The organism is Sorangium sp. So ce1504 (genome assembly GCF_051521635.1).
Taxonomy (GTDB): domain Bacteria; phylum Myxococcota_A; class Polyangia; order Polyangiales; family Polyangiaceae; genus Sorangium; species Sorangium cellulosum_B.
This window is the reverse complement of sequence record NZ_CP150365.1, coordinates 1,166,455-1,188,805: the sequence shown is the minus strand read 5'-3', so window position 1 is coordinate 1,188,805 and position 22,351 is coordinate 1,166,455. Positions and strand designations below refer to the sequence as shown.

At 70.3% G+C, this 22,351-nt stretch carries 17 protein-coding genes; 9 read left to right on the top strand and 8 right to left on the bottom strand.

The genetic code is table 11. From position 1 onward, the window contains the following. Positions 1 to 2 precede the first annotated feature (2 nt). Positions 3 to 1,652 (bottom strand): PfaD family polyunsaturated fatty acid/polyketide biosynthesis protein, encoded by a 1,650-nt coding sequence (locus WMF39_RS04490; RefSeq protein WP_437744313.1) that lies wholly within the window; start codon positions 1,650 to 1,652, stop codon positions 3 to 5. A gap of 235 nt (positions 1,653 to 1,887) precedes the next feature. After that, entirely contained in the window at positions 1,888 to 2,232 is a 345-nt protein-coding gene (locus tag WMF39_RS04485) for an SDR family oxidoreductase (RefSeq protein ID WP_437744312.1), read from the bottom strand. Between the two features lie 303 nt (positions 2,233 to 2,535). Here WMF39_RS04485 and WMF39_RS04480 point away from each other — a divergent pair, with 303 nt between their 5' ends. Then, positions 2,536 to 5,115, top strand: a complete 2,580-nt coding sequence (locus WMF39_RS04480) for an ATP-binding protein (protein WP_437744311.1) — start codon at positions 2,536 to 2,538, stop codon at positions 5,113 to 5,115. Positions 5,116 to 5,156: 41 nt separating this feature from the next. Here WMF39_RS04480 and WMF39_RS04475 read toward each other — a convergent pair whose 3' ends face one another. Then, on the bottom strand, positions 5,157 to 5,906 hold the full coding sequence (locus tag WMF39_RS04475; protein WP_437744310.1) for a hypothetical protein: 750 nt from the start codon (positions 5,904 to 5,906) through the stop codon (positions 5,157 to 5,159). Positions 5,907 to 6,211: 305 nt separating this feature from the next. On the opposite strand from WMF39_RS04475, the gene WMF39_RS04470 reads away from it, so the two are divergent. Next, the gene (locus WMF39_RS04470; RefSeq protein WP_437744309.1) at positions 6,212 to 7,381 is read left to right on the top strand and encodes a hypothetical protein; all 1,170 of its coding nucleotides are present in this window, start codon (positions 6,212 to 6,214) and stop codon (positions 7,379 to 7,381) included. A 76-nt stretch (positions 7,382 to 7,457) separates the two neighbouring features. On the opposite strand, the gene WMF39_RS04465 is transcribed toward WMF39_RS04470, so the two are convergent. Beyond that, a complete protein-coding gene (locus tag WMF39_RS04465; protein WP_437744308.1) occupies positions 7,458 to 8,807 on the bottom strand; it encodes an MBL fold metallo-hydrolase in 1,350 nt (449 codons plus the stop codon). 292 nt (positions 8,808 to 9,099) lie between these two features. Continuing rightward, positions 9,100 to 9,909 (bottom strand): transglutaminase-like domain-containing protein, encoded by an 810-nt coding sequence (locus WMF39_RS04460; protein ID WP_437744307.1) that lies wholly within the window; start codon positions 9,907 to 9,909, stop codon positions 9,100 to 9,102. 558 nt (positions 9,910 to 10,467) lie between these two features. Between WMF39_RS04460 and WMF39_RS04455 the strand changes: the two genes are divergently transcribed. The 7 genes from WMF39_RS04455 to WMF39_RS04425 all read left to right on the top strand — a co-directional run bounded on the left by WMF39_RS04455 (position 10,468) and on the right by WMF39_RS04425 (position 17,631). Further along, on the top strand, positions 10,468 to 11,241 hold the full coding sequence (locus WMF39_RS04455; RefSeq protein WP_437744306.1) for an acyl-CoA desaturase: 774 nt from the start codon (positions 10,468 to 10,470) through the stop codon (positions 11,239 to 11,241). Between the two features lie 286 nt (positions 11,242 to 11,527). Then, positions 11,528 to 11,902, top strand: a complete 375-nt coding sequence (locus WMF39_RS04450) for a hypothetical protein (RefSeq protein WP_437744305.1) — start codon at positions 11,528 to 11,530, stop codon at positions 11,900 to 11,902. Continuing rightward, entirely contained in the window at positions 11,899 to 12,147 is a 249-nt protein-coding gene (locus tag WMF39_RS04445) for a hypothetical protein (RefSeq protein WP_437744304.1), read from the top strand. Before WMF39_RS04450 ends, WMF39_RS04445 begins: the two co-directional genes overlap by 4 nt. A gap of 97 nt (positions 12,148 to 12,244) precedes the next feature. Then, the gene (locus tag WMF39_RS04440) at positions 12,245 to 12,601 is read left to right on the top strand and encodes a hypothetical protein (RefSeq protein ID WP_437744303.1); all 357 of its coding nucleotides are present in this window, start codon (positions 12,245 to 12,247) and stop codon (positions 12,599 to 12,601) included. A 503-nt stretch (positions 12,602 to 13,104) separates the two neighbouring features. Then, on the top strand, positions 13,105 to 15,030 hold the full coding sequence (locus WMF39_RS04435; protein WP_437744302.1) for a glycosyl hydrolase: 1,926 nt from the start codon (positions 13,105 to 13,107) through the stop codon (positions 15,028 to 15,030). Positions 15,031 to 15,281: 251 nt separating this feature from the next. Continuing rightward, positions 15,282 to 16,016 carry a hypothetical protein gene (locus WMF39_RS04430; RefSeq protein WP_437744301.1) on the top strand — a complete coding sequence of 245 codons (735 nt, stop codon included), beginning with the start codon at positions 15,282 to 15,284 and terminating at the stop codon, positions 16,014 to 16,016. Between the two features lie 112 nt (positions 16,017 to 16,128). Further along, entirely contained in the window at positions 16,129 to 17,631 is a 1,503-nt protein-coding gene (locus WMF39_RS04425; protein WP_437744300.1) for a carotenoid oxygenase family protein, read from the top strand. Between the two features lie 501 nt (positions 17,632 to 18,132). Here the strand turns inward: WMF39_RS04425 and WMF39_RS04420 are convergent. From WMF39_RS04420 to WMF39_RS04410, 3 genes are read right to left on the bottom strand one after another with little or no spacing between them, the layout of a single operon-like run. Beyond that, positions 18,133 to 18,510, bottom strand: a complete 378-nt coding sequence (locus WMF39_RS04420; protein ID WP_437744299.1) for a response regulator — start codon at positions 18,508 to 18,510, stop codon at positions 18,133 to 18,135. A 36-nt stretch (positions 18,511 to 18,546) separates the two neighbouring features. Beyond that, the gene (locus tag WMF39_RS04415) at positions 18,547 to 19,083 is read right to left on the bottom strand and encodes a chemotaxis protein CheX (RefSeq protein WP_437744298.1); all 537 of its coding nucleotides are present in this window, start codon (positions 19,081 to 19,083) and stop codon (positions 18,547 to 18,549) included. Between the two features lie 48 nt (positions 19,084 to 19,131). Further along, positions 19,132 to 21,918 (bottom strand): nitrate- and nitrite sensing domain-containing protein, encoded by a 2,787-nt coding sequence (locus WMF39_RS04410; RefSeq protein ID WP_437744297.1) that lies wholly within the window; start codon positions 21,916 to 21,918, stop codon positions 19,132 to 19,134. Positions 21,919 to 22,351 lie beyond the last annotated feature (433 nt).

Sequence of the window (22,351 nt, the reverse complement as noted above, 5' to 3'; positions counted from 1 at the left end):
GCTCAGGCGAGCGGGCGAGGAGTGAAGTGGAATGCGGCGCTCGGCACGGGGACGCCGTACGTCCGGAGCTGCTGCGCGCGCGTGACGACGGCCGCGCCCTCGAGCAGGTTGCGCGCGACCTGGACCGCGGTGCGGCGCGCCGGGTCCTCGAGGAACGACCCCTTGACCCAGCGGTTGAACGCGCCCATGGCCGGGCCGCACCAGATCTGGTAATCGGCGCGGCGCTTCGGGTCCCCGGCGATCGCCCACTTGCTGGACATGCCGAGATACCAGCGGAAGATCAGCGCCATCTTGTGCTTCGGCTCGCGCGCGGCGCGCTCGAGCTCGGCCGGGTCGCGCTCGGCGAAGAACCGCTCGCAGCCCGCCCACACCTCGTCGCACGACATCTGGAACAGCTCCCTCTCGATGCGCGCGCGCACGTCGCTGGGCAGCGACTCGATGGAGTCGTGGGCGACGTAGAGGTCGTAGAGCCGCTGCGCGCGGACACCGAACATCGTGCCGCGCTTGAGCACCTGGACCTGCACGCCGAGCTCGAACATGTCGGCGGCCGGCGTCATCACCACGTCCGGGAGATCGGCCTGGGCCAGCATCTTCTTTCCCTCGTCGGACAGGCCCGACTCGATGCACGACTGGTTGACCGAGCCCGTGAGCACGTACGCCGCCCCGAGCGCGAACGCGGCGGCGACCGACTCCGGCGTGGAGAGGCCGCCGGCGGCGCCGACGCGGATCGGCCGGTGATACCCGTACTTCGCCGCGAGCTCGTCGCGGACGCCGAGGATCACCGGGAACAGCGCGACGAGGGGCTGGTTGTCGGTGTGACCGCCGGAGTCGGCTTCCACGGTGATGTCCTCGGCGACCGGGAGGCTCCGCGCGAGCTCCGCCTCGTCGCGGGTGAGCCACCCGTTGCGAACGCAGGTGTCGAGGATCTCGGCCGGCGCGGGCGACAGGAAGCGCGCGGCGACCTCCGGGCGCGAGATCTTCGCGAACAGGTGGTTCTTCCGGTCGACGCGGCCGTCGGGCAAGCGCTTGACGCCGCTGTAGGCGAACCGCACGACCATCGGGTTCAGGCCCATGTAGGCGGCCGCCTCGGCGCGCCGGACTCCCCTCTTCAGGTAGAGCTCCACCGTGTCGCTCTCCAGCCTGGGCTGGTTCGGAGCGTGGATGAGGTTGCAGCCCCAGGTGGGGCCGTCCGTCCCGAGCGCCGCCGAGATCTCGTCGATCGCCTGCTCGATCCGGTGCAGCCCGAGCCCGGCGGCGCCGAAGAACCCCATCATGCCTGCCTTGGCCATCGCGATCGTGAGCCGCGTGGTGTGGATGCCGTTCGCCATCGCGCCGGCCACGTAGGGGAAGCGCAGGCCGTGGACCTCGACGAAGGAGCGGTCTCCGAGCCACTCCGGGTACAGGGCGGGCAGCGTTCCGAGGAGCGGGAACGTCGGGACCCCGTTGACCTGATCCTCGCGGAGGACAGCGCCGCCCCGGGACACGCCGACGCGCCCATCCGGCGTCTCACGCACCACGTGCACCGGCTCTCGCACGCAGGAGACGGCCTCCCGCAGATCTGTCGATGTGAACGCGGGGAGCCAGGGCCCGCTGCGCCAGATGCCGATCGGCTGGAGGCCGGCGCTGCGGATGACCTGCGGATCCTCAATCATGCTGGGCTGCCTCCTAATGACAAGCACGGCCTCTATAACACCCGTCGTGAGCGGCCCGCGGTAATGGTTCGGTCACGGCGCAACGGCGGGACGGACGCCTTCACCAGGCGATGAAAGCGCTTTCCCTCGGCTCCTGCGGGCCTGACGCGCCCTCGTGACGCACCGCGCCTTTATTTCGTATCTGTCACACGCGCCGCAGCGCGGCGCTCACCGCACCGGCGACGAGCCCCTCGCTCTAGAGAGAGTAGCCACCATCGCTGACGAGGAGCGCGCCAGTCATGGTGGCAGAGGCGTCGGAGAGCAGGAACGCGATGAGCCCGGCGATCTCGTCGGCGCTCGCGTAGCGGCCCAGGGGCGTCGGCATCGCCGCCATCTGATCGAACGCGGCGCGCTCGCTGCCGGCCGTCGTGACGAGCGCCTGGAAGAAGGGCGCCTGGGCCCAGATCGGCGTCTCGACGCCGCCAGGCAGGACGCCGTTCACCCGGATCTTGTCGCGCGCCCCCTCCTTCGCCAGCTTGCGCGCGGTCGCAGCGCCGATACCCGACGCCGCTCCGGTGATGAGCGCGACTCCCTCCACCATGGGCGTACCTCCTCTCCTGTAGCACGGCGGAGCCGCCGCGCGCAGGCGCCAGTGCAGAGCTTTTGGGGTTCAGGGCCAGTGGGACGAGGCCAGCGACGCGCAGGCCAGCGCCGCCGGGAGGGCTCGACGGGACCGACACCAGGCGCTACCACAGCGCCCAGCGGCGAGGTGAGCGGCGGCTCCGACGCGCCAGCCTGCTCGGGCGTCATTTTACACGACCGTACGCGCTCGACCGCGGCGTCCCGGTGCTGAGCAGGTTTGATGTCGCCCGCGCTCGCCTTATGCTCCTGTGACGATACGACGATGAGACGTCTCTACCGCCTCTCCGCCAAGATCAGCAGGCTCCTCGCGGCCCGTCGGACGCGCGAAGCACGCGCGCGGACGCCCCGTGTGGCGCCGCCGGACGAGGCCGCGACTTGCACCGCCGCCCAGGAATGGACGCCGGCGCCCGTCGACCAGCAGCAGGCGGTGCTCAAGTACGTCATCGCCAACGTCCCCCACGCCATCTTCTGGAAAGACCGTCATGGACGGTTTCTCGGGGGAAATCAGAACTTCCTCAACGACACCAACACGAAGGTGCTGGAGAACCTCGTCGGCAAGACCGATTTCGACGTGTGGGGCAGCAAGAACGCGGAGTGCTTCGTGCGCATCGACCGGGAGGTCATGGAGGGCGGCACCCCGGTCCTCGACGTCGAGGAGCCGCTGCTCCGCCCGGACGGCGAGCAGCGATTCCTGCTCACCAGCAAGGTGCCCATCCGCGACGAGCGGGGCGAGGTGACGGGGATCCTCGGGATCTACGCGGACATCACCGAGCGCAAACGGATGGAGATCGAGCTCCAGAAGGCCAAGGAGGCGGCGGACGCCGCGGCCCGCGCCAAGGGAGAGTTCCTCACGGTGATGAGCCACGAGCTCCGGACGCCGCTCTCCCTCATCCTCGGACCGCTCGAGTCGCTCCTGTCCAACCGGGACGAACCGCTCTCGCCGCGGGTACGGGCGGACCTCGAGCTCATCCAGCGCAGCGGGCGGCGGCTCCGCCGGCTGGTCGACGATGTCCTCGATCACCAGAAGATCGAGGCCGGCAAGATGCAGATCGACTGGGAGGCCGTCGACGTCGGAGAGCTCGTCTCGGACATCGTGGAGGAGGCTCGCCCGGCGGCGGCGCGCGGCGGGCTCGATCTCTCGATTCACGTGGATCCCGAGCTGCGGAGGGCCCCCGCCGATCGGCGCAAGCTCGAGAAGATCGCGCTCAACCTGCTGGGCAACGCGCTGAAGTTTACCCCGCCTGGCGGGCGCGTCACCGTCGACCTGCGGGCGCTCGATGGTCTGTTCGAGCTCTCGGTCGAGGACACCGGCCCTGGCATCCCGGCGGACAGGAGACACCTGCTCTTTCGACGGTTTCAGCAGATCGACGCCTCGGCGACGCGAAAGCACGAGGGGACTGGGATCGGGCTGTCGCTGGCCAAGGAGCTCACGGAGCTCATGGGCGGCACGGTCGGCGTGGAGAGCGAGCCCGGGATCGGCTCTCGCTTCTTCGTGCGGCTCCCGCGCGCCGCGGATTTCCTGGCGGCGCGGCGGGCGACCGCCGCGCCCGAGCCGCCGAGATCGCTCAACGGCGCGGGTGCCTTCGAGCCTCCCCCGTCGTCGGTCAACCTCCGCGGCTTCGAGGTGCCTCCGCTGCCCGCCGCGGTCGCGCCCCGCGCCGACGGCGGCGCGGAGGGGCCGCGCGTGCTCGTGGTGGAAGACAACCCGGACATGAGATCGTACCTGGCGGACATCCTGTCGGCCGGACACGAGATCGTCCTGGCGACGAACGGCCGGGAAGCGCTCGATTCGATCGCAGCGAAGCGGCCCGATGTCATCGTCTCGGACGTGATGATGCCGGAGATGGACGGATTCGAGCTGGTCAGGCGTCTCAAGGGGGATGCCGCGCTCCGGGACATCCCGGTCCTCCTCTTGACGGCCAGGGCGAGCGGCGCGGAGGCCGTGGGGGGGCTCGACGTCGGCGCCGACGAGTACATGAGCAAGCCGTTCGACCCCCTGGAGCTCAGGGCGCGAGTCCGCGCCGCCGAGCGGCTGCACCGCGCCTATCTGGAGCTCGCGGCGAAGAACGGCGAGCTCGCGGCGGCGCTGGAGCGGCTCTCGGAGACGCAGCAGGAGCTCCTCCAGGCGGGCAAGATGGCGGCGATAGGGACGCTGGTTGCGGGGCTGTCGCACGAGATGAACAACCCGGTGTCGGCCATCCTGATGAACGCCCAGCTGCTGCTCAGGCGGCACCGGAAGGGGCACGGCCTGCCCGACGAGGCCTCGCTCCTGAAGGCGCTCAGCACCATCGAGCGGCAGGCGATCCGGTGCTCGGATCTCGTGACGGCGCTGCTCGAGTACGCGCGCGGCAAGCCGATCGGCCGGGAGCCGTGCGACGTGCGCGCGGCGCTCCGCCGAGCGGTCGACCTGTCCGCGCCGCGGGCGCGCGAGCGCAGGGTCCACCTCGAGACGAACGGCACCTCATCGGCGCTGCCCGAGGTGCTCGTCAACGCATCGCAGCTCGAGTCGGCCTTGCTCAACGTGATAGGCAACGCGCTCGACGCCAGCCCGCACGGCAGCGCCGTGGTGGTCGAGGCTCGCCCGCTGCCGCGCGGGGACATCCACGGCGTGGAGATCGACGTGCACGACCACGGCTGCGGCATCCGCACCGAGGACCTGAGCCGCATCTTCGAGCCGTTCTTCACGACGAAGCCGCCCGGGCAAGGGACCGGGCTCGGGCTGTCGCTGACGCACCGGTTCATCGAGGAACACCAAGGCAGCATCCGTATCGAGAGCGCGCCGGGCGAGGGCACGACGGTGCGCATGTGGCTGCCCGCGCGGCAAACGGAAGGGGCGGAGTGAGGCGAGGGAGCGACCACGCCGGCCACGCCGGCCACGCGGGGTCAGCTCGCCGGCGAGGCGCGGAGCTCCGCGGCGAGCGCCGCACCCAGCGCGAAGAACGCCGGCCGGGCGGGCTCCGGGCCGCCGCCCAGCCGGCGCTCGAGCCGCGCCGGATCCCAGCCGCAGGCATCGTAGGTCTCCAGCGCGTGCCGGTCGCGCCTGGACAGCCGGGCCCTCGCGCCGTGGAGCGCCGCGGCCATGGCCGGCAGCACCGCGGAGAGCGCGAGGCCGGTCTCCCCCCAGTCGTCGAGCGACGATGGGCTCTCCAGCACATCGACGACGAGGCCCGTGAAGAACAGGCCGACGACGGCCTCGCAGAGGCGATCCAGCGCGCCGCGCACGGCGTCATCGCCCATCGTCCAGAGCGCCGGGTCCGGGTTGAAGTAGCCCAGGAACGCTTGCAGCATGAGCATCGGCGTCTCGGGCATCAAGAAGCGACGCTCGCCCCGCTCGCGCGACCGCCTGCGGAGCACGCGCATCATCGAGATCATGATCTCGCCGACCGCGAACCCCTGCTGCGCCTGCTCGGCGAGATCGTCGCCCATGTCCACCTCGACGCGGACCCCGGGGGCGAGCCGGGCGACGAACGAGATCCCGAGCGGGTGCACGAACAGCGTCCTCGTGGCGAGCATCTCGACGTCACGGAGGACATCCGCGGGGAGAACCGTTGCATAGGCGACGAGCGCACGCTGGACCGCGCCGGTGATGAGCGGGTCCTCGGGGACGTCGTCGACCAGGTCGCCCAGGCTCATGATCGACTCCGCATGATCGCGGAATAGCACAGCTGGACGAGGAGCGGCGCCCGCTTCGCGCCGAACGCTCTCGATGCCGCCGGCGGCAGCGCGACATCGGATCTGTCATTTATTTGCGGCGAGCGATCTGTCATTTATTTGTGACGAGAGATCTCGTCATTTATTGATGATGAAGAGGGAAGGAGGCCACGGCGCCCCGCGACCCCCTCGATCCGACAGCGCACCGCATCAAGCTCGCCCTCGAGCCGGAGCTCGATCTGCGGCGTGCGCGCCGTACGGGCGCCCCTGTGTGGTAGCTTGGGCGCATGACCAGCGCGGGCGCGACGCTGCCAGTCCCGGTCGCGACGCCGCGTCGAGCCGCGTTGCGCGCCCATCTCACCGAGTTCCTGCTCGTCGGGGGCGCGACGCTCGTGCTCTTCCCGCTCGCGTGGCTCGCCCGCAGGGCCGTCGGGCTCGACGCGGCGGAGCTCGCGATCGGCTTCCTGACGTTCCACGCCGCGTCCGTGATCAACGATCCTCACTTCGCGGTGACGTACCTGCTGTTCTACAAGGACGCGAGGCGCCGCGCGTTCGGCGGCGCGTTCGCCCCGGCGCAGCGAGCCCGCTACATCCTGGCCGGCCTCCTGGTCCCGGTCGCGCTGCTCGCGTGGGCGATCGGGGCGCTCTCGACCGGCTCCGCGCGGTCCATGGGCTTCATGATCCAGCTCATGTTCCTCCTGGTGGGCTGGCACTACGTGAAGCAGGGCTTCGGCGTCCTGACGGTGCTCTCGGCGCGGCGTGGGTTCCGGTTCGGCCCCCTGGAGCGCAAGGTGATCCTCGCGCACTGCTTCGCGGCCTGGGCGTACGCGTGGGCGAGCCCGGCGGATCCAGGTAGAGAGGTCGAGGAGAAAGGCGTGGTCTACACGTCGCTCGGGCACCCGCCGGCGCTCGAGCCCGTCACCGGGCTCGCGTTCGGGCTCAGCGCGCTCGCGCTGCTCTGGGTGATCGCGCGCAGGTGGCGAATGGAGCGGCGCCTGCCGCCGCTCGCGCCGCTGGCCGGTTTCCTCATCACGATCTGGCTCTGGACGGTCTACTCGAGCCTCGACCGGCTCATGGTGTACGTGATCCCGGCGCTCCACTCCGTTCAGTATCTGTATTTCGTCTGGCTCATGAAGCGGAACGAGGCGCGCGACGCCGAGGGCCCGCCGCTGTTCGGGCGGCCGACCGGCCTGCGCCTCGGGATCCTGGCGGCGACCGCCGTCGGCCTCGGGTGGGTCGTGTTCCGCGGCGCGCCCGCGCTCCTCGACGGCGCGCTGGTGCTGAGCTCGAGCTACGGCGAAGCGATGTCCGACCTGGGCCCGACACCGTACTTCGCAGCCGTCTTCGTGTTCGTGAACATCCACCACTATTTCATGGACAACGTGATCTGGCGCCGGGAGAACCCCGAGACAGCGTATCTGCTGCGACAGGACGACCGAGGCAGCGCGGCCGGTTGATCGAGCGACCCGGCGCGGCGGCGCTCCCGCCCCGGCCCTGCGAGGACCGGAGCGCCGGGCGCCCCTCGAGGCCGCCTCACGCCCTCCTCTTCGCGACCGCCCCCGCCGCGCGCGCAGCGAGCCGCGCGGCGGCCGCCGCGGCGCCGAGCGCCGTGGCCGCGACAAGGGAGAGCCGCAGCCACGCGGCGGCGACCTTCTCCGGCCGGTAATCGGGCAGGTACGGCCGGGCGGCGCGCGGCAGCACCCAGGCCTCGCTCCCGGGGCCATCGCCGCCGATCGCGTGCACCGCGCGCGCGAGGCGGGTGCCGGGATACGAGCGGCTCTGCAACCAGGGGATGAACCGGAAGAAAGGGACGTGGCCAGGCGCCTGCCGCTCCATCCAGGCGAGCGCGCGCTCCAGCTCGGCGGCCGTCGCGCGAGCGCCGCCGTCGCCTTCGAGGCGGCGCCATTCGCCATGGCCGGGCAGGAGCCACGCGAAGCGGAGGTGGCCAGCGCCCGCCAGCGCGACCAGGCGGCGCACGGAGCGGATCTGACGCTCCCAGTCGTTCCAGCACTGGAGCCGGAACGCCACGATCTGACCGATGCGGCGCGAGTAGGCGAGGTGGTCGCCGGTGAACAGGAAGCGGCCCCGGTACAGCAGGCACATCGAGCCCGCGGTGTGGCCGGGCTGCGAGAGCACGGCGAGCTCGGCGCCGGCGAGGTCGCCGTCGGCGAGCGGCGAGCCGTCGAGGGTCATGGGCTCGAGGCGGTCGCTGAGCTTGATCTCCACATCGGAGGTGGCCGGATTGCGCCCGTCGCCGCGCGGGTTCACGTCCGCGGCGCCGAGGACGCGGCGACACCCGGGGAAGCGCGCCGCGAACTCGGCGTGGTGCGCGGTGTGGTCGCGGTGGGTGAGGAAGATCCACCGCACGCCGCCGCGCTCTTCGAGGAAACGGAAGACGGCCTCGGTCGGGCTCGGCAGGTCGACGAGCACGCCGCCGCCGGGGCGCTCGATGAAGTAGGCCGTCGCGCCCGCGTTCTCGCGCGCGGGATGGCCGAGGGCCCAGACGTCCCCTTCGATGCGGCGCGGCCAGGCGCGGAACGGGGCGCCGAGCGCGCCGGGCCGCGCGCGGCATGGCGACGACGATCGGAGGCGCAAGGCGTTGACCGGACAGGCGGCGACCGCCGAGCGCGCCGCCTCGAGGTCGGCCCGGCTCCGGGGCTGGCGCAGGATGCCGGTGAAGGCCCCTTCATCATAGGTGCCCGCGAGCACCGCGGGGCCGCGGCCCCGGACGTCGCCGTCCATGGCTTCCCAGTGCGCGGGCGCGACCTCGCCCAGGAGCTCTGGAGCGAAGTTCCTGCAAACGCCTGCACCACAGCAGGCGCGCGTGACGTGAAGTCGTCCCCAGTCTCCTTCATCGACACCGTCGCCCTGCGCGTTATCCATAGGCGCGCAGACTACCACGTTGACCGAGAGCAGGCATGTGCGCCGACTCGCCTCGAGCGGCCGGACGCACCGAGGCGGCCCAATGCCATGACGCCATCACCACACCACCCGATCGTCCAAGTTGCACACCGCCGTCTCCTGCATCGACGACATTGGCGGCGGTGCAGCGCCGTCACATCGCTCCGGCGGCGGTCGAAGAAGACAGCGCTGCGGCGCCTTCGAGCGAGCTCACGACGAGCACCCTCACCGCCCCCATGAGCGCGGCCACCGCGCGAGGCTGCCCCGGGCGGAGCTAGCCCACAACCTCATCCGTCCAGACGCGGAAGCTCCGCAACGTGTTCTCGCCGAAGGTCGTGGTGATCGCCACGTCGGCGGCATCGCGCCCGCGGGCGATCAGCACGCGCCCGATGCGAGGCACGTTGTTGCGCGCATCGAACGTATGCCACTCGCCACCGAGATAGGCCTCGAACCAGCCGGAGAAGTCCATCGTCCCGTGGGGAGGAGGTACGCCGATGTCGCCCAGGTAGCCGGTGCAGTAACGAGCCGGAACGTTCAGGCAACGGCAGAGCGCGATCGCGAGGTGCGCATAATCTCTGCAGACGCCTCTCCGATCGTTGAACACCTCCTCCGCCGTCTTGGTAGGGCTCGCAAACTCGTATCCGAAGGCGATGTGCCGATGAACGAAGTCGCAGACGGCCTGCACGCGACCCCAGCCGGTGGGCGACTGGCCGAACAGGTCCCACGCCGCCTCCGACAGGCGATCCGTCTCGCAGTACCGGCTGCCCAGCAAGAACACCAGCGTCTCCTCTGGCAGCGCATCGACGGGGTGTTGCTCGGCCGATGTCATGACCCGGTCCGGCGCGCCCGTGTCGTTCACCACCGCGTCGGAGGAGATCTTCAGCTGACCCGCCGGCGCGACGATACGGCTACACCAGTTGCCGAAGGCATCCCGGTAAGCTCGGACCGGGATCGACGGGCTGGTGAGCATGTGATCGGGCCGCACCAGATCCGATGCACGCGAGTAGTGGACGCTCAGCGTCAGGATCACCGGCGTCGGTCGTGGGAATTCGTAGAGCAGCTCGTATCCTACGCGGATCTGCATGCGTGCACCTCGATGTGATCGCGCGGCTCCAGTCACGAGCAGGACGCAGCGAGGCACCCTGTTCCTGCGGCGCACGAGCCGCCGCGCGACGGCCGGCCGCGCCAGCTCCCCGCCGCGATGGAGCGCTCGGACGAGCTATCCCACGTCAAGCTCGATGAGCCCGCACCGCGCGACGCCGCTGCGAGCCCCTGGACCCCGAGCGCGACGAATTCTTCGGCACACGCTCGAATGGCTTACTGAGACATTCTGTACGCAGCGCCCATGTATGTCAAGAACGATCCGCCGCCGCTGACGGTCTCAACGTTCGGCTCGTCGTGATAAGGCGGCGTGTGACGTCGCTTGCGTGATGCCGTGATGCGCTATACCTGCAGGGGCGACGCGGCGCCTGTCAGCACAGCATTGTTTCCGGTCGATGAACTCGCCCGTTACGGACTCGCCTCCACGGACGAAATCGCGTGGCATAAGAACGCGCTCGCACGAGCGACGCGGCAACGGACCTCGCGAATCGTGACCGTGAGCTGACCGCATGTGGGCCCAGCCTGGGTGTACAAGCGAGCCATGGAATTCGTCGCCATCCTGATCGCCCATTCGACGCTATCGGTCTTTTTCCAGACCTTCTTCCTGCACCGGTACGCCTCGCATCGGATGTTCACGATGTCGAAGCGCTGGGAACGGATCTTCCATCTCCTCACCTACGTCACGCAGGGCTCCTCGTACCTTGTGCCCCGGGCGTATGCGATTTTGCACCGCATGCACCACGCGTACAGCGACACCCCGAAGGACCCGCACTCGCCACGCTACTACGCGGAGCCAGTCTCCATGATGCTGTCGACCGCGAAGCGCTACGACGCCATCTGCGACGGCACGGCGGAGGTGGAGCCGCGCTTTCTGGGCGGCTACCCCGAGTGGCGCGCGCTCGACCGCATCGGCAACTCGTGGGCCAGCCGCCTCGCGTGGGGGACGGGCTACGCGCTCTTCTACATCGCCTTCGCCACGCAATGGTGGCAGTTCCTGTTTGTCCCGCTCCACTGGACGATGGGCCCGCTCCACGGCGCCATCGTGAACTGGTGCGGCCACCGCTACGGTTACCGCAACTTCAACAGCGACGACGACTCGCGCAACACGCTCGCCCTCGACCTCGTGACGCTCGGCGAGCTCTTCCAGAACAACCACCACAAGTACCCGCAGAGCCCGACTTTCGCGGTGCGCTGGTTCGAGATCGACCCGGCCTACCAGGTCATCCGCGTGATCGCCTGGATGGGCATCCTCCAGATGGCCGGCAGGCGCCAGGTCGCCCGGCTGGACGCCGGGACCACGGGTGCCGAGGGTTGAGCTCCCCTCCCTGGAAGAGACATCTCTCATGAGGCCCGGGGCGCCGCGCCGCGAAAAAGCATCGTGCCGGTGAAATCGGTGTGTGCTCCGCCGATAAACGTGGTGCAGCGGCCGTCCCTTCTGCTATACATTGTTTGCGCACACGCAGCGCAGTTGTCGGTGATGCCGTCTGGGCCGTCGGTCCTGGAGCGGCAAGCACGGCCGTCAAGCGACGTTCGAGGCAGTTCATGCACAGCCCCGGGATGCACGCGCCTTGCGTGCTTTCCGCCTTCGGGAGAACGTCGAGATGATCCACGTGTTTACGCCCAGCATCACCGCCGCGCCGAGCAGCGCGAGGCCGGGCGACGGCCTCGTGTCGATCTCGCCGTCGCGCGTCGAGCGGACGCCGACCGTCCTGCGCTCGCTCGGGGAAGACCTGCGATCGTGGCCTCGCTTCCTCCCGAGCGCGCTGTTCGCGCTCCGCTCCGCCGGAGGCCCGTCGCCGCTCTCGGGGCAGGACGAGGGCTTGGATGGTGGCGGAGGTCGAGGCGGACGTCAGGGAGGCGCGCGCCCTGGGCGAGGTACGGACGGGAAGGCCGCGGCCGCGCTCGCCGATCCCGCCGCGTCCGTTGCTTCCTCCCCGCGAGCACGCGCGCTGAGCGCAGAGAGCGATAGGCCATGAAAGTGTTGTTGTCGCGGGTCGTGGACGGTGTGGAACAAAGGCTCTGCTGGCGTTTCCAGGTGCATGGGAAGAGCGATGCCATGTACCAGCCGGCGAGCGAGCAGCGCGGTCCATTCGATCGCGACAGGCAGCGGCACCTCAAGGCGGGCGAGACGTTCAAGCGGCTCGACCGCTCGGGCTCTCCCCGGAGGTACGACGGGCTCTCCTGGCAGCCGACGAGCGCGCTCGCCGGCGCAGGCCCGTGATCGCCGGCTCCGCGAGAGCTCGGCCGCCGGGCAGCCTCGGAACGACGCGTCGCACGGGAACTTGCAAGGTCCATCAACGGAGCTGTTCATCACCGCCATGTCCATCCCCCAGAAGCCAGTCGCCTCCTCCCTGTTGCTCTCCACCGCTGCCCACCTCCACTTCCGCGCCACGGCGCGCGACCGAAGCGGCTCGACGCTCGGCGTGCTCATCGACCCGTCGGGCGCTCGGCAGCACCTCGTGATCGAATCGGGCGGCGCGGAGGGCACCTGGACGCTGTCCAGCGCGGTGCCCACCGGTCACTCCTCCTTCCTTCTGTACGAGAGCGCCGCCAACGTGTTGCGCGGCGGAAACATGAGTGAGGACGGGAGCATCTCCTACCAGGGAGCGCTGTACACCATCGAGTCGTCGCTCGACGGGAATACCCGTACAGCGAAGGTGAGCGGCAGCGTGTGAGCGGTGCCAGCGCCGGTCCACGGCGGACGCGCCGCGGCGGCGCGGTGATCCGGCCGCCTGGTAGGCGGACGAGGACGAAGGAGCGCGCGGGTCCGGCTGTCCGGCGTGGTGCTCGCCACGGGCCAGCTGCGGGTGGCGGGCGGTAGGAACCGCTTCCGCCGCGACGCATGGGATGGGTCGCCACCTCGGCCGCCGAGGCCATGCGCTCAAGCGCGCTCGCTGGATGCAACCCCATCAACGAAGAACCGGTTAAGAACCTGTCCCGGCAGGGCTCCGGCACAGGGCGCGCCGGCGGCAGCCGGCCGAACCTGCCGGCGATGCGCTCGCGGTGAGCCAGCTGCGTGGTGACGCACCGCAGCGTAGCGCCGAGGGGCGCTCGGGGTGAAATCGGCGCGAAGCCCGGGGCGGCGCACCTCTCCCCTGGTGAGATGGCCGTTGACACTGAACCGATTAACACGCTTTAGTGTCGCCTCGTCACTGGCACCGTTCGCAGGGGAGAACCGATGAATCTTGTCCCGCTCAGTCCGCGCGTTTATGCCGCATTCCTCCTGTGCTTGACGGCCGCCTGCGGGTCGTCGGACGAGGACACGCCGCCGGGAGGTGCCTCGTCGGGCACCTCGCGAGGCACCTCGTCGGGCTCCTCGGGAGGCGCGTCGTCGAGCACCTCGGGAGGCACGTCGGGAGGCACGTCGTCGAGCACGTCGTCAGGCACGGGAGGCGCGCCGGGAGACACGCCGGAGTTTCCGGACACGCCGAGGGGCGACCTCCTCGAGGACCTCTGGACGTCGTCTCGAGCCGGCAAGTTCCGGTTCGGTTACGAGAACGCCATCACGTGGGGGCTCTACGATCCGGGCACCAAGCAGTTCGTGTCGACCAACGACTGGTTCTCGAGCATGGCGGGCGCCGCCAGCCGCGGCGAGCGGGGCTGGTCGTCGGACGCCGGCGCCACCGTGGGAGAGAACCCCGGGCTACTCGGCATCTCCCTCGACGCGATGGTCTTCGATCCCGTCCCCTGGAATCGCCGCGACGTCACCGCGGACGCCGCGGCGTACATGCTGGAGCAGCCGGGCGGGATGGTGGCCTTCGACTGGCACACGCCCCCGTGCAACTACGATATCAGCACCTCGGACTTCGCGGACGCCATCGAGACGCCGCTCGCCACCCTCTCGGTCGACGGACAGAGCGTCCCGATTCACGCCCAGGGCGGAGGCACCCCGTTCTATGCCGAGACGTACTATTCGCGATCCCTCGGCTCCAGCGCAGACATCCCGGAGAACCTGAAGTGCATCTGCAAGATCGCCAACGACGTGCCGATCGAGCAGGGGACCCACGCCGGGATCTCGGCGCGCGACTGGCTCGTCGCCCACGCGAAGTACGTGGCCCAGTTCTTCCGCGAGCACGGGCTCGACGGCAAGCCGATCGTCCTCCGTCCGTTCCACGAGCACACCGGCGGATGGTTCTGGTGGGGTCAGCCCTACTGGAACTGCCAGGCCCTGCTCGACGACGATCAGGCCGTCACCGGCCCCGCCGCCTACAGCGCCGCGTACCGCACGTTCGCCGAGGCCGTCCGGAGCGAGCCGGGGATGGAGAACGTGATCTTCGCGTACTCGACGGACAAGGTGCGAAAGCTGAGCGACAGCTCGGTGACGCCCGCCGAGGCGAAGGTCAGGGATCCAGAGAGCCTCTCTCGCGACATGCTCCGGGCCCGCCTCGTCGAGGAGCTCACCAAGCTGGGCGCGGCGTACGAGAGCCCGCCCCAGGAGGCGATCGCGGCGCTCGAGAACGACGGCCAGCCGCCGTCCGCGCTGCTGGAGGAGTACTACCTCGAGGCGTACCCTGGCGACGACCTCATCGACATCCTCGGCATCGATCTCTATTACCCGTACGAGCGCGCGGCGTCCCCGGCAGATCTCGAGGACATGAAGGTGATGGCGCGCGCCGTCGCGGCGATCGGCGCGGCCAAGGGCAAGCCTCACGCGCTCACCGAGACGGGCACCTACCGGCTGCACCTCCTCCACCGGGTCAGCAAGCTCGCGGCGGGCGCGTCGCTCACGCTCTACCCGGCAGACCACGTGAGCAAGTGGCACGACACCCTGTTCGATGAGGGCCTGCGGACGGAGTTCCTGGCCAACTACGGCCTCGGCTCGGCGGGCGCCGTCGCGCTCTCTTCCGCCGAGGTGACGAGCCTGTTTCCGGACGCGGGGCAGGGCGCGCTCACCGAGGACTGGTACAACACCCACCTCCTCGATCTCGCCAAGAGCGCCGGCGTCGCTTACGCGCTGACATGGCAGACCTACTACGACGGCAGCGACTTCGACAACAAGGCCGTCTACTACTACGTTCCCTTCCCCGGCCACCCGGAGGCGGACAACTTCCGTCGCTTCGCGGACGATCCGGCGGTCTGCTTCGGCGCGACAGCCTGCCAGTAGCCCGGCGAGGAGGCGAGGAGGCGAGGAGCGGAACGCGGACATCCGCTCTAGACGTGAAGGAACCGTCGAGCCCCAGGCCTCGCGGTCAGGTGTCGAGGTTCAGGCGGTTCCAGGCGGCGCAGAGCCGCCGGAGCGAGGGAGCTCCGGCGGCTCTTTCACTGTCATCGTCGCCGCGGCCGAGGGCTCCCTCCCTGGCGCGCGCTGGCCTCGACGACGGCGCTGGAGTAAGGGGAGATCGTTCAGGAGGCACCATGGGCATCTCCATCGCGTACTCGGGCAAGCTCCGCGACCCGATCGTCGTCCCCGAGCTCGTCGCGGATCTCGCCGCCAAGGCCGCGGCCGCCGGCTGGCCCAGCAAGACCATGAAGGAGCTCATCGCCGATCGGCGCGTGACGTGCTCGGGTCTCGAGGGGATCACGCTCTATCCCCACCGCGAATGCGAGCCTCTCCACTTTCACTTCGACGGTGAAGGCACCTTCATCAACCACACGTACCACGCGCTGCTCAGCGACTCGAAGATGGCGGACATGATGCGTCAGGCGCTGGCGGAGTCCGCGGCCATCACGCGCAACCTCACCCGCGCAGCGCAGGAGAAGGCGGGGCGCGGCGGAGGGCCGCGCGTCAGCGTCAGCGTCCCCAGCCTGCCAGCGGCGCCGGGGGTCGAGTTCTTCAAGGAGGGGAGCCGCTACAACTGGACGAAGACGCAGTTCGCCGGCCCCAAGGTCCACGTCGCCGTGTGCGCCATCCTGCGGTACGTGAAGCAGCGCTATGCGCCCGAGCTCGACGTCAAGGACGACAGCGGGTACTTCGTCGACGGGGACTACGAGAAGCTCGAGGGCCAGCTCGCCTACGTCGAGCGCCTCACCTCGCTCGCGTCGCAGGCCATCGAGGCCGCCGCCGCCGCGAGCAAGGGCCCGATGACCCTCGACGCGTTCGTGGACCGGATCAACGAGGAGCTCGCCGAGGCGAAGGACAGGCTGCACTGACGAGCGCCGGCGCCGCCGCCGGCGGCCGCTTCGAAGCCTGCCAATGCAGTTGATGATTGCGTCATCACGACCCCGATGCGATCGACGATCACATCGGCCGCACGGAGGTCCCATGTCCATCGCCCTGTCCGCCCCCGACTTCGACGCCGCCCTCGACGCCGCCTTCGCCGGCGCGGGGGGCGCCTCCACGGGAGCCGCTCGCGGAGCGCGCGCCTTCGATCACCCGCTCGACCTCGAGGCCGAGTACGGGTTCACGCCGCTCGCGATCGAGGGGACGCTGCCCGAAGGCCTCGAGGGCACGCTCTTTCGCGTGGGCCCGGCCCGCGCGACCCTCTTCGGCGTCCGCGTGCCGCACGCCTTCGAGGCCGACGGCGGGGTGCTCGCGGTGCGGCTGTCGGGCGGCCGGGCGGAGGGCGCGCACCGCCTCGTGCGCAGCCGCGGCCTGGTGGAGGAGCTCGCGGCCGGGCGGCGGCTCTATGGCTCGACCCTGCCCTGGCCGAAGCGGGTGCTCCACGCGCTGCAGGGCAAGGGCAAGGGCAAGAAGGGCAAGAACGTCGCGAACACGAGCGCCTTCCTCGCCGGCGGCCGGCTGTTCGCGCTCATGGAGGCCGGCAGGCCGACGGAGCTCGATCCCGCGACGCTCGACACGCTCGGCGAGAGCGATCTCGGCGGCGCGGTGGGTTCCACCTTCTCGGCCCACCCGCACCGGGTGGCCGCCAGGAAGACGAGCTACAACTTCGGCGTCCGCTACGGGCGCAGGACCCAGCTCGACCTCTACGCGATCGACGACGACGGGCGCGCGCGCTCGCTCGGCGCGGTGCCGCTCCCGGCGCCGGTGATGCTCCACGACTTCTGCGCCACCCGCCGGCACCTCGTGTTCTTCGTCTCGCCCGCGATGATCCGGGTGGGGCGCGCGATGCTCCAGTGGGGAGGCTTCGAGTCCTGGGTGCGCTTCGAGCCCGGCCGGGGCACGGAGGTGATCGTCGTCGACATCGACGACGTCTCCCGCGTGCGCCGCTTCGGCGTCGACGCGTTCTTCCAGTGGCATTTCGCGAACGCCTACGACGACGGCGAGGACCTCGTCGTCGACCTCGTCCGCCACCGCACGCTCGCCACGCTCGGCGCGATCGGCAAGGACCCGGCTCGGCCCGAGCTCGCCTCCGTCGAGGGCGGCGTCCTCGTGCGCCACCGCGTGCGCCCGAGCCGCGAGCAGCTCCTCGTGGAGGACCTCGGCGGCGTCGTCGGCGAATACCCGCGCGCCGACCCGCGGGTCGAGGGGGAGCGGCACGGCGTCGTCTTCCTCGCCACGAAGGGGCGGGCCGACGACCCGCACGGAAACGGCATCGCGCGCGTCGACGTCGACACGGGCGCGATCACCCTGGCGCGCGTCGCACACCACGAGCGCCCGTCGGAGCCCGTCTTCGTGCCGCGCGCGCCCGGCGCTCCCGAGGGGGACGGCCACGTGCTCGCCGTGGTCACCGACGCGAAGGCCGGGAAGAGCGCCATCCACGTCTGGGACGCTGCGCACCTGGACGATGGGCCAGCGGCGCGGGTCCACCTGCTCCACGCCTCGCCCCAGACCTTCCACGGGGCGTTCCTGCCCCGCACGCGCTGAAGGCCACTGCTTCCGCCCCGGCTGGCGCGTCGCCGCCAGGCAGCGAGAGGAGGTGGCACCGCGCCGAGCGAGAGGCTCGTCGGGCCTCGAGACCGCGGTGAGACGCGGAGCTAGAGCGACAAGCGAGTTGAAACCACGAGAGAAAGCAGGAATTTCACAGGGAGGCGGGGAGGCGGGGAGCGAGAGACGGCAAGAGCGAGAGATTCATTTTTTCTTCCTCCCCGCCTCCCCGCCTCCCTGTGAATCTTTCCTTCTTCCTCTCCGCCAACGGATAGTCGACTGGTCAACCGAGGCCGGTGGACCAGCTCTGTCGATTCAGGCGCCTTGGGTGATCTCCCGCACGGAAGATCATACGGATCGGCGCTGCACCGCAACCACCGAGCGCTGTCCAGCGCCGCAGGGTAGCTCCGTCCAACACCGGGGGCAGGCGCCGATTCTCCGTGGTACCAGGGTGCGACGATTCTCTATCGGACCAAGGCCGCGGCCTGCGCGGCCACGGCTTCAGGGCTCGCCGGCGAGCTTCTTCACCGCGGCGAGCAGGAGGTCCGGCTTGAACGGCTTGATGATCCACCCCTTCGCGCCGGCCTTCCGGGCCTTCTCGATGAGCTCCGGCTGCCCCTCAGTGGTGAGCATCAGGATCGGAACCCCCGATGCGAGCCCCTTGTCCCGCAGGCTCTGGATCATCTCGATCCCGTTCATCACGGGCATGTTCACGTCCGCGATGATCATCGCCAGCTCATCCTTGTGGGCGGCGACCGCGGCGACCGCATCTCGGCCGTTGTCCGCTTCCAGCGTGCCATAACCCGCCCCCGACAGGAGAATGCCGACCTGCTGGCGGACCGTACTCGAATCCTCGACGAGAAGAATTTTCTTGGCCATGTGACGTGTCTCCTCTTGCGTGTACGGCCATCCGGCTCAGAACAGCAGCACTTCGCCCTCGGGCTGCGGATCGGGCATGTTCACTTCCTCGAGCTCCAGCGCGTCGTCGGGCGCGAGCGCGTCGAAGAGCACGACGAGCCGGTCGGAACCGGCGGCGAACAGGAGCCGCCGGAAGCCGTCGCTCTGCTCCTCCCTGGCGCGCAGGTGCTCGCCGATCGCGGCGCTCGGCGTCGAGAGCACGATGACCAGCCCGAGGTGGCGCAGGCGGTTCTTCACCCGCCCGAGGAGCTGGTTGGCGAGCTCGCTCGCCCAGTCGCACACCATGTCTTCGTCGATCTCGCGCTGCTCTCGCAGCGGGTGGCTGCGCGTGATGAGCGCCACGGGCGCGACGATGGTCAGGCTCCCGCGAAGGTGGTCGCCCGTGAAGCCGATGAAGGAGACCACCGCGTTGCCCGGCGTCGCCTCCGACGTCCCGTCGTCCAGCCGCCGGAGCTCGACGCCGTTGTCGCGAAACAGGTGGACGCACGACGAAGCGAGCTCCTCATGGATGCGGTCCCAGCTCTCCGAGTTCATTCCCCTCTCCTCGATATCTCGCTCTGCATTGTCGATGTGCTCACCGTGTCACGCGCTCCCCGAGGCCATGCCCGGGCTCGATCCGCCCCGCGGAGGAGGAGGCACCAGCGAGCCCCGCCCGCTCGGAGGCGGCAGCGAGGCAGGGAGCGACACCCCCGCGGCGTCGCTCGGATCCCGGGGGAACCGGAAGCGGAAGGTCGTCCCCTGGCCGCGCTCGGTGTCGAGCTCTACCCGGCCCGCCAGCCGCCGGCACTCGTGGAGCGCCACGCCGAGACCGACGCCGCGGCCGGAGACGTCCGTGACCTGCTCGGCCGTGCTGAAGCCGGGCGCGAACAGCGCGGCCTCGAGATCGCGCCGCGTCGCCCCCGAGAGCCCGATGGCCACGGCCTTCTCGCGCACGCGCTCCCAGTCGATGCCCGCGCCGTCGTCGCCGATCTCGATGACGATCTCGTCCGCCGTGATCCGCGAGCGGAGCGTGAGCGTGCCCCTCGACGGCTTGCCCGCCGCCTCGCGCGCCTCCGGCCGCTCGATCCCGTGGTCCATCACGTTGCGCACGACGTGGCCCAGCGCCTGCCACATCCCGGCGAACCGCGACGCGGGCAGCCGGACGCCCCCGGCGTCGATGCGCACCTCGGGCTTCGGCTTGCCGAGCTTCCGGGCCAGCGTCTCGGCCTGGTCCTTCATCCGGCTGAACCGCACCTCGGTCCGCTCGTCGCGGAGGGCCGCGATGGCCCGCTCGATCTCGGCGGGGTCGCGGCGCTGGCGCACCATGGCGAGCAAGGCATCGACCTCTTCATGGCCGACGTCGGCGCGCGAGGACTGCGCCGTCGACGCGAGCAGGACGCTCACGCGCCCCACGAACGCGAGCCACACGTCCCTCAGCGCGTCGATCTGCTCGTCGGACGGCAGCGCGCGCTCCTCGACGACGAAGCTCTCGATCTCGTGCGCCACCCTCGCCACGCTCGTCACGTCCCAGAGCCCGGCGTTCCCCTTGATCGTGTGCACGAGGCGCATCACCTCGTCCACCTCGCCGCTTGACCGCGCGCTCACCGCGTCGACGAGCTTGGTCGTGTCGTTGACGAAGCCGACGAGGCCGAGCCGATCCTTCACGGCCCGCTCGAACACCTGGATATACTCGTGCTGCTGCTCGGCCTCGCGCACGGAGGCGATCGTGGACGTGACGTCCGTGATCACCATCAGCGCCCCGTTGAACTGGCCCTCTCCCGACAGGATCGGCTTGAAGCCGAGCGCGAGGTAGCGGCCCTCGCGGTGCAATGTCTTCGGGAGCTGGTCGAGGACGACCTCGAGCGGGAGGAAGTCGTCGCAGGCCGCCTCCCACCCCATTCTGAGGAACGCGCTGGCCCGCGGATCGTGGCCGGCGATGCGATCGGCGAAGTGCTCGTCGCGCGCCGGTACGCCGAAGAGGCGCTCGAAGGCGGCGGAGTGCACGGGCTCCATCGTGCCGTCCCGGTGGAGGGTCACGAGGGCCTGATCGACGTTGTCGAGGACGAGGCGCATCTCCCGGTTGCGCTTCTCGAGCTCCGACGTCCGCTCGGCGACCGTGGCCTCGAGGTTCTGCCGGTGGCCCTCGAGGACCTCGTCGCGCGCCTGGATGCCCGCCAGCATCTCGTTGAAGGCGTCCGTGAGCGCCCCGAACTCGTCGTCGGCGGTCTTGCGGGCGCGCGTCGTGTAGTCGCGCGTCCGCCGGACGTGGGCCGCGGCCTCGCCGAGGACCTCGAGCGATCGGGAGATCCCCCGCACGAGGACCAGCGCAAGCGCGACCGACACGAGGAGCACGAACGCCGAGACCGCGACGCCGTCGCGCACCGTCCTCCGCGTGTCCGCCACCCTGGCCGCCGCGGCGCGCCTCATCCCGGAGATCGCCTCCTGCTCGATCGCGGCGAGCCCGTCGACGCGCCCCTGCTGCGCCTCGAACCACGCGTCGTGATCGATCGCCAGCGCCTCGTCGGTCGACGCGATCGCGGCGGCGCGCAGCTCGTCGGCGCGCCGCACGCGCGGGTTGGAGCGGGCGGCGTCGTAGAGCGCCCGCGCCGGCTCCGACGCGTTGGCGATGAACTCCTCGTGATAGAGCTGCTCCTCCGTCATCAGCGTCACGAGCGTCTTGAAGGCGCCCGGCTCGAACTGCGTGGACGCGAAGGCGTGCGCGAGCAGCGCGTGCTGGCGGCTGGCGCGCTCGGCGAACTCGTGGACGGCGACGATCGACTGGATGCTGCGCAGGAGCTCGCCTTCGTCGCTCAGCTCGGAGAGGCCGGCGTTGGCCCGGATGAGGCTCACGTTGATGCCGCCGAAGACCCTCAGCACGCTGTCGAGCGACACCGTCTTCGCGTCGGCCTGACCCCGGAACGCGCCGAGCTCGCCGACCTTGGCGCGCCCCTCCGCGAGATCGCGTGCGAGCCGGCGCGGCAGCCCGGAGAGGTCGCGCGCGGCCAGGAACGCGTCGAGCTGGGCGAGGCTCTCGTCGGTCGCCGCCCGCGCGTCCCGGAGCTGGCCGCCGGCGCGCAGGAGCTCCGCTGCGCGATTGAGCGGCGGCGCGGCGCGCTGCTCGCCCTCGACGTCGGTCGTCTCCGGAGGACGGGCCTCCAGCCCCTCGACCAGCGCGGTCCACGCCCGCTCCTTCTGGAGGGCGTGCAGCGGCTGCGCCATGATCGAGGAGAGCTGCGCGAGGTCCTCGATCGAGCCTATCCCCGCCGCCCTCGCCGCCTGCTGCCGCGCGTCGCCGACGATCATCGCCGCCAGCAGCAGGGCCCCCGCGACAGGGACGCCGGCGAGCGACCACAGCTTCAGTCGAATCGAAGCGCTACGCAATGTCGGCATGCCCCCGTCCCCCCGGCGTGGCCCGCGCGGCGCGGCGCCCGCGCGCATCTCGTGTGCTTCGTGACGAGGGGTCTCGCGCGAACGCCTGTCCCCCCGCGCGGCGCACTCAGCACGAGCCCCGGGCGAGCTGCCCCCCGCGCGCGGCGCGGATGATGCAAGTGATGCAAGTGATGCAAGTGATGCAAGTGATGCAAGTGATGCAAGTGATGCAAGTGATGCAAACGACAGTCAACACGTGCACACGTGGAGTCATCATCATCGTTCGCCCGCACACCATGTACGCTCCCCTGATTCACGTTCTTTCCTGTTGTGATGTCTCACCCAGTTGTGGTGCACCGGAGCGTCACGGAGCGCGTCGAGTTCACGCCACGCCCTCGTGGCCGTGTATGCTACGCGTGAAGTTCGCGAGTCCGCAAGAGCGCGTGCGACGTCG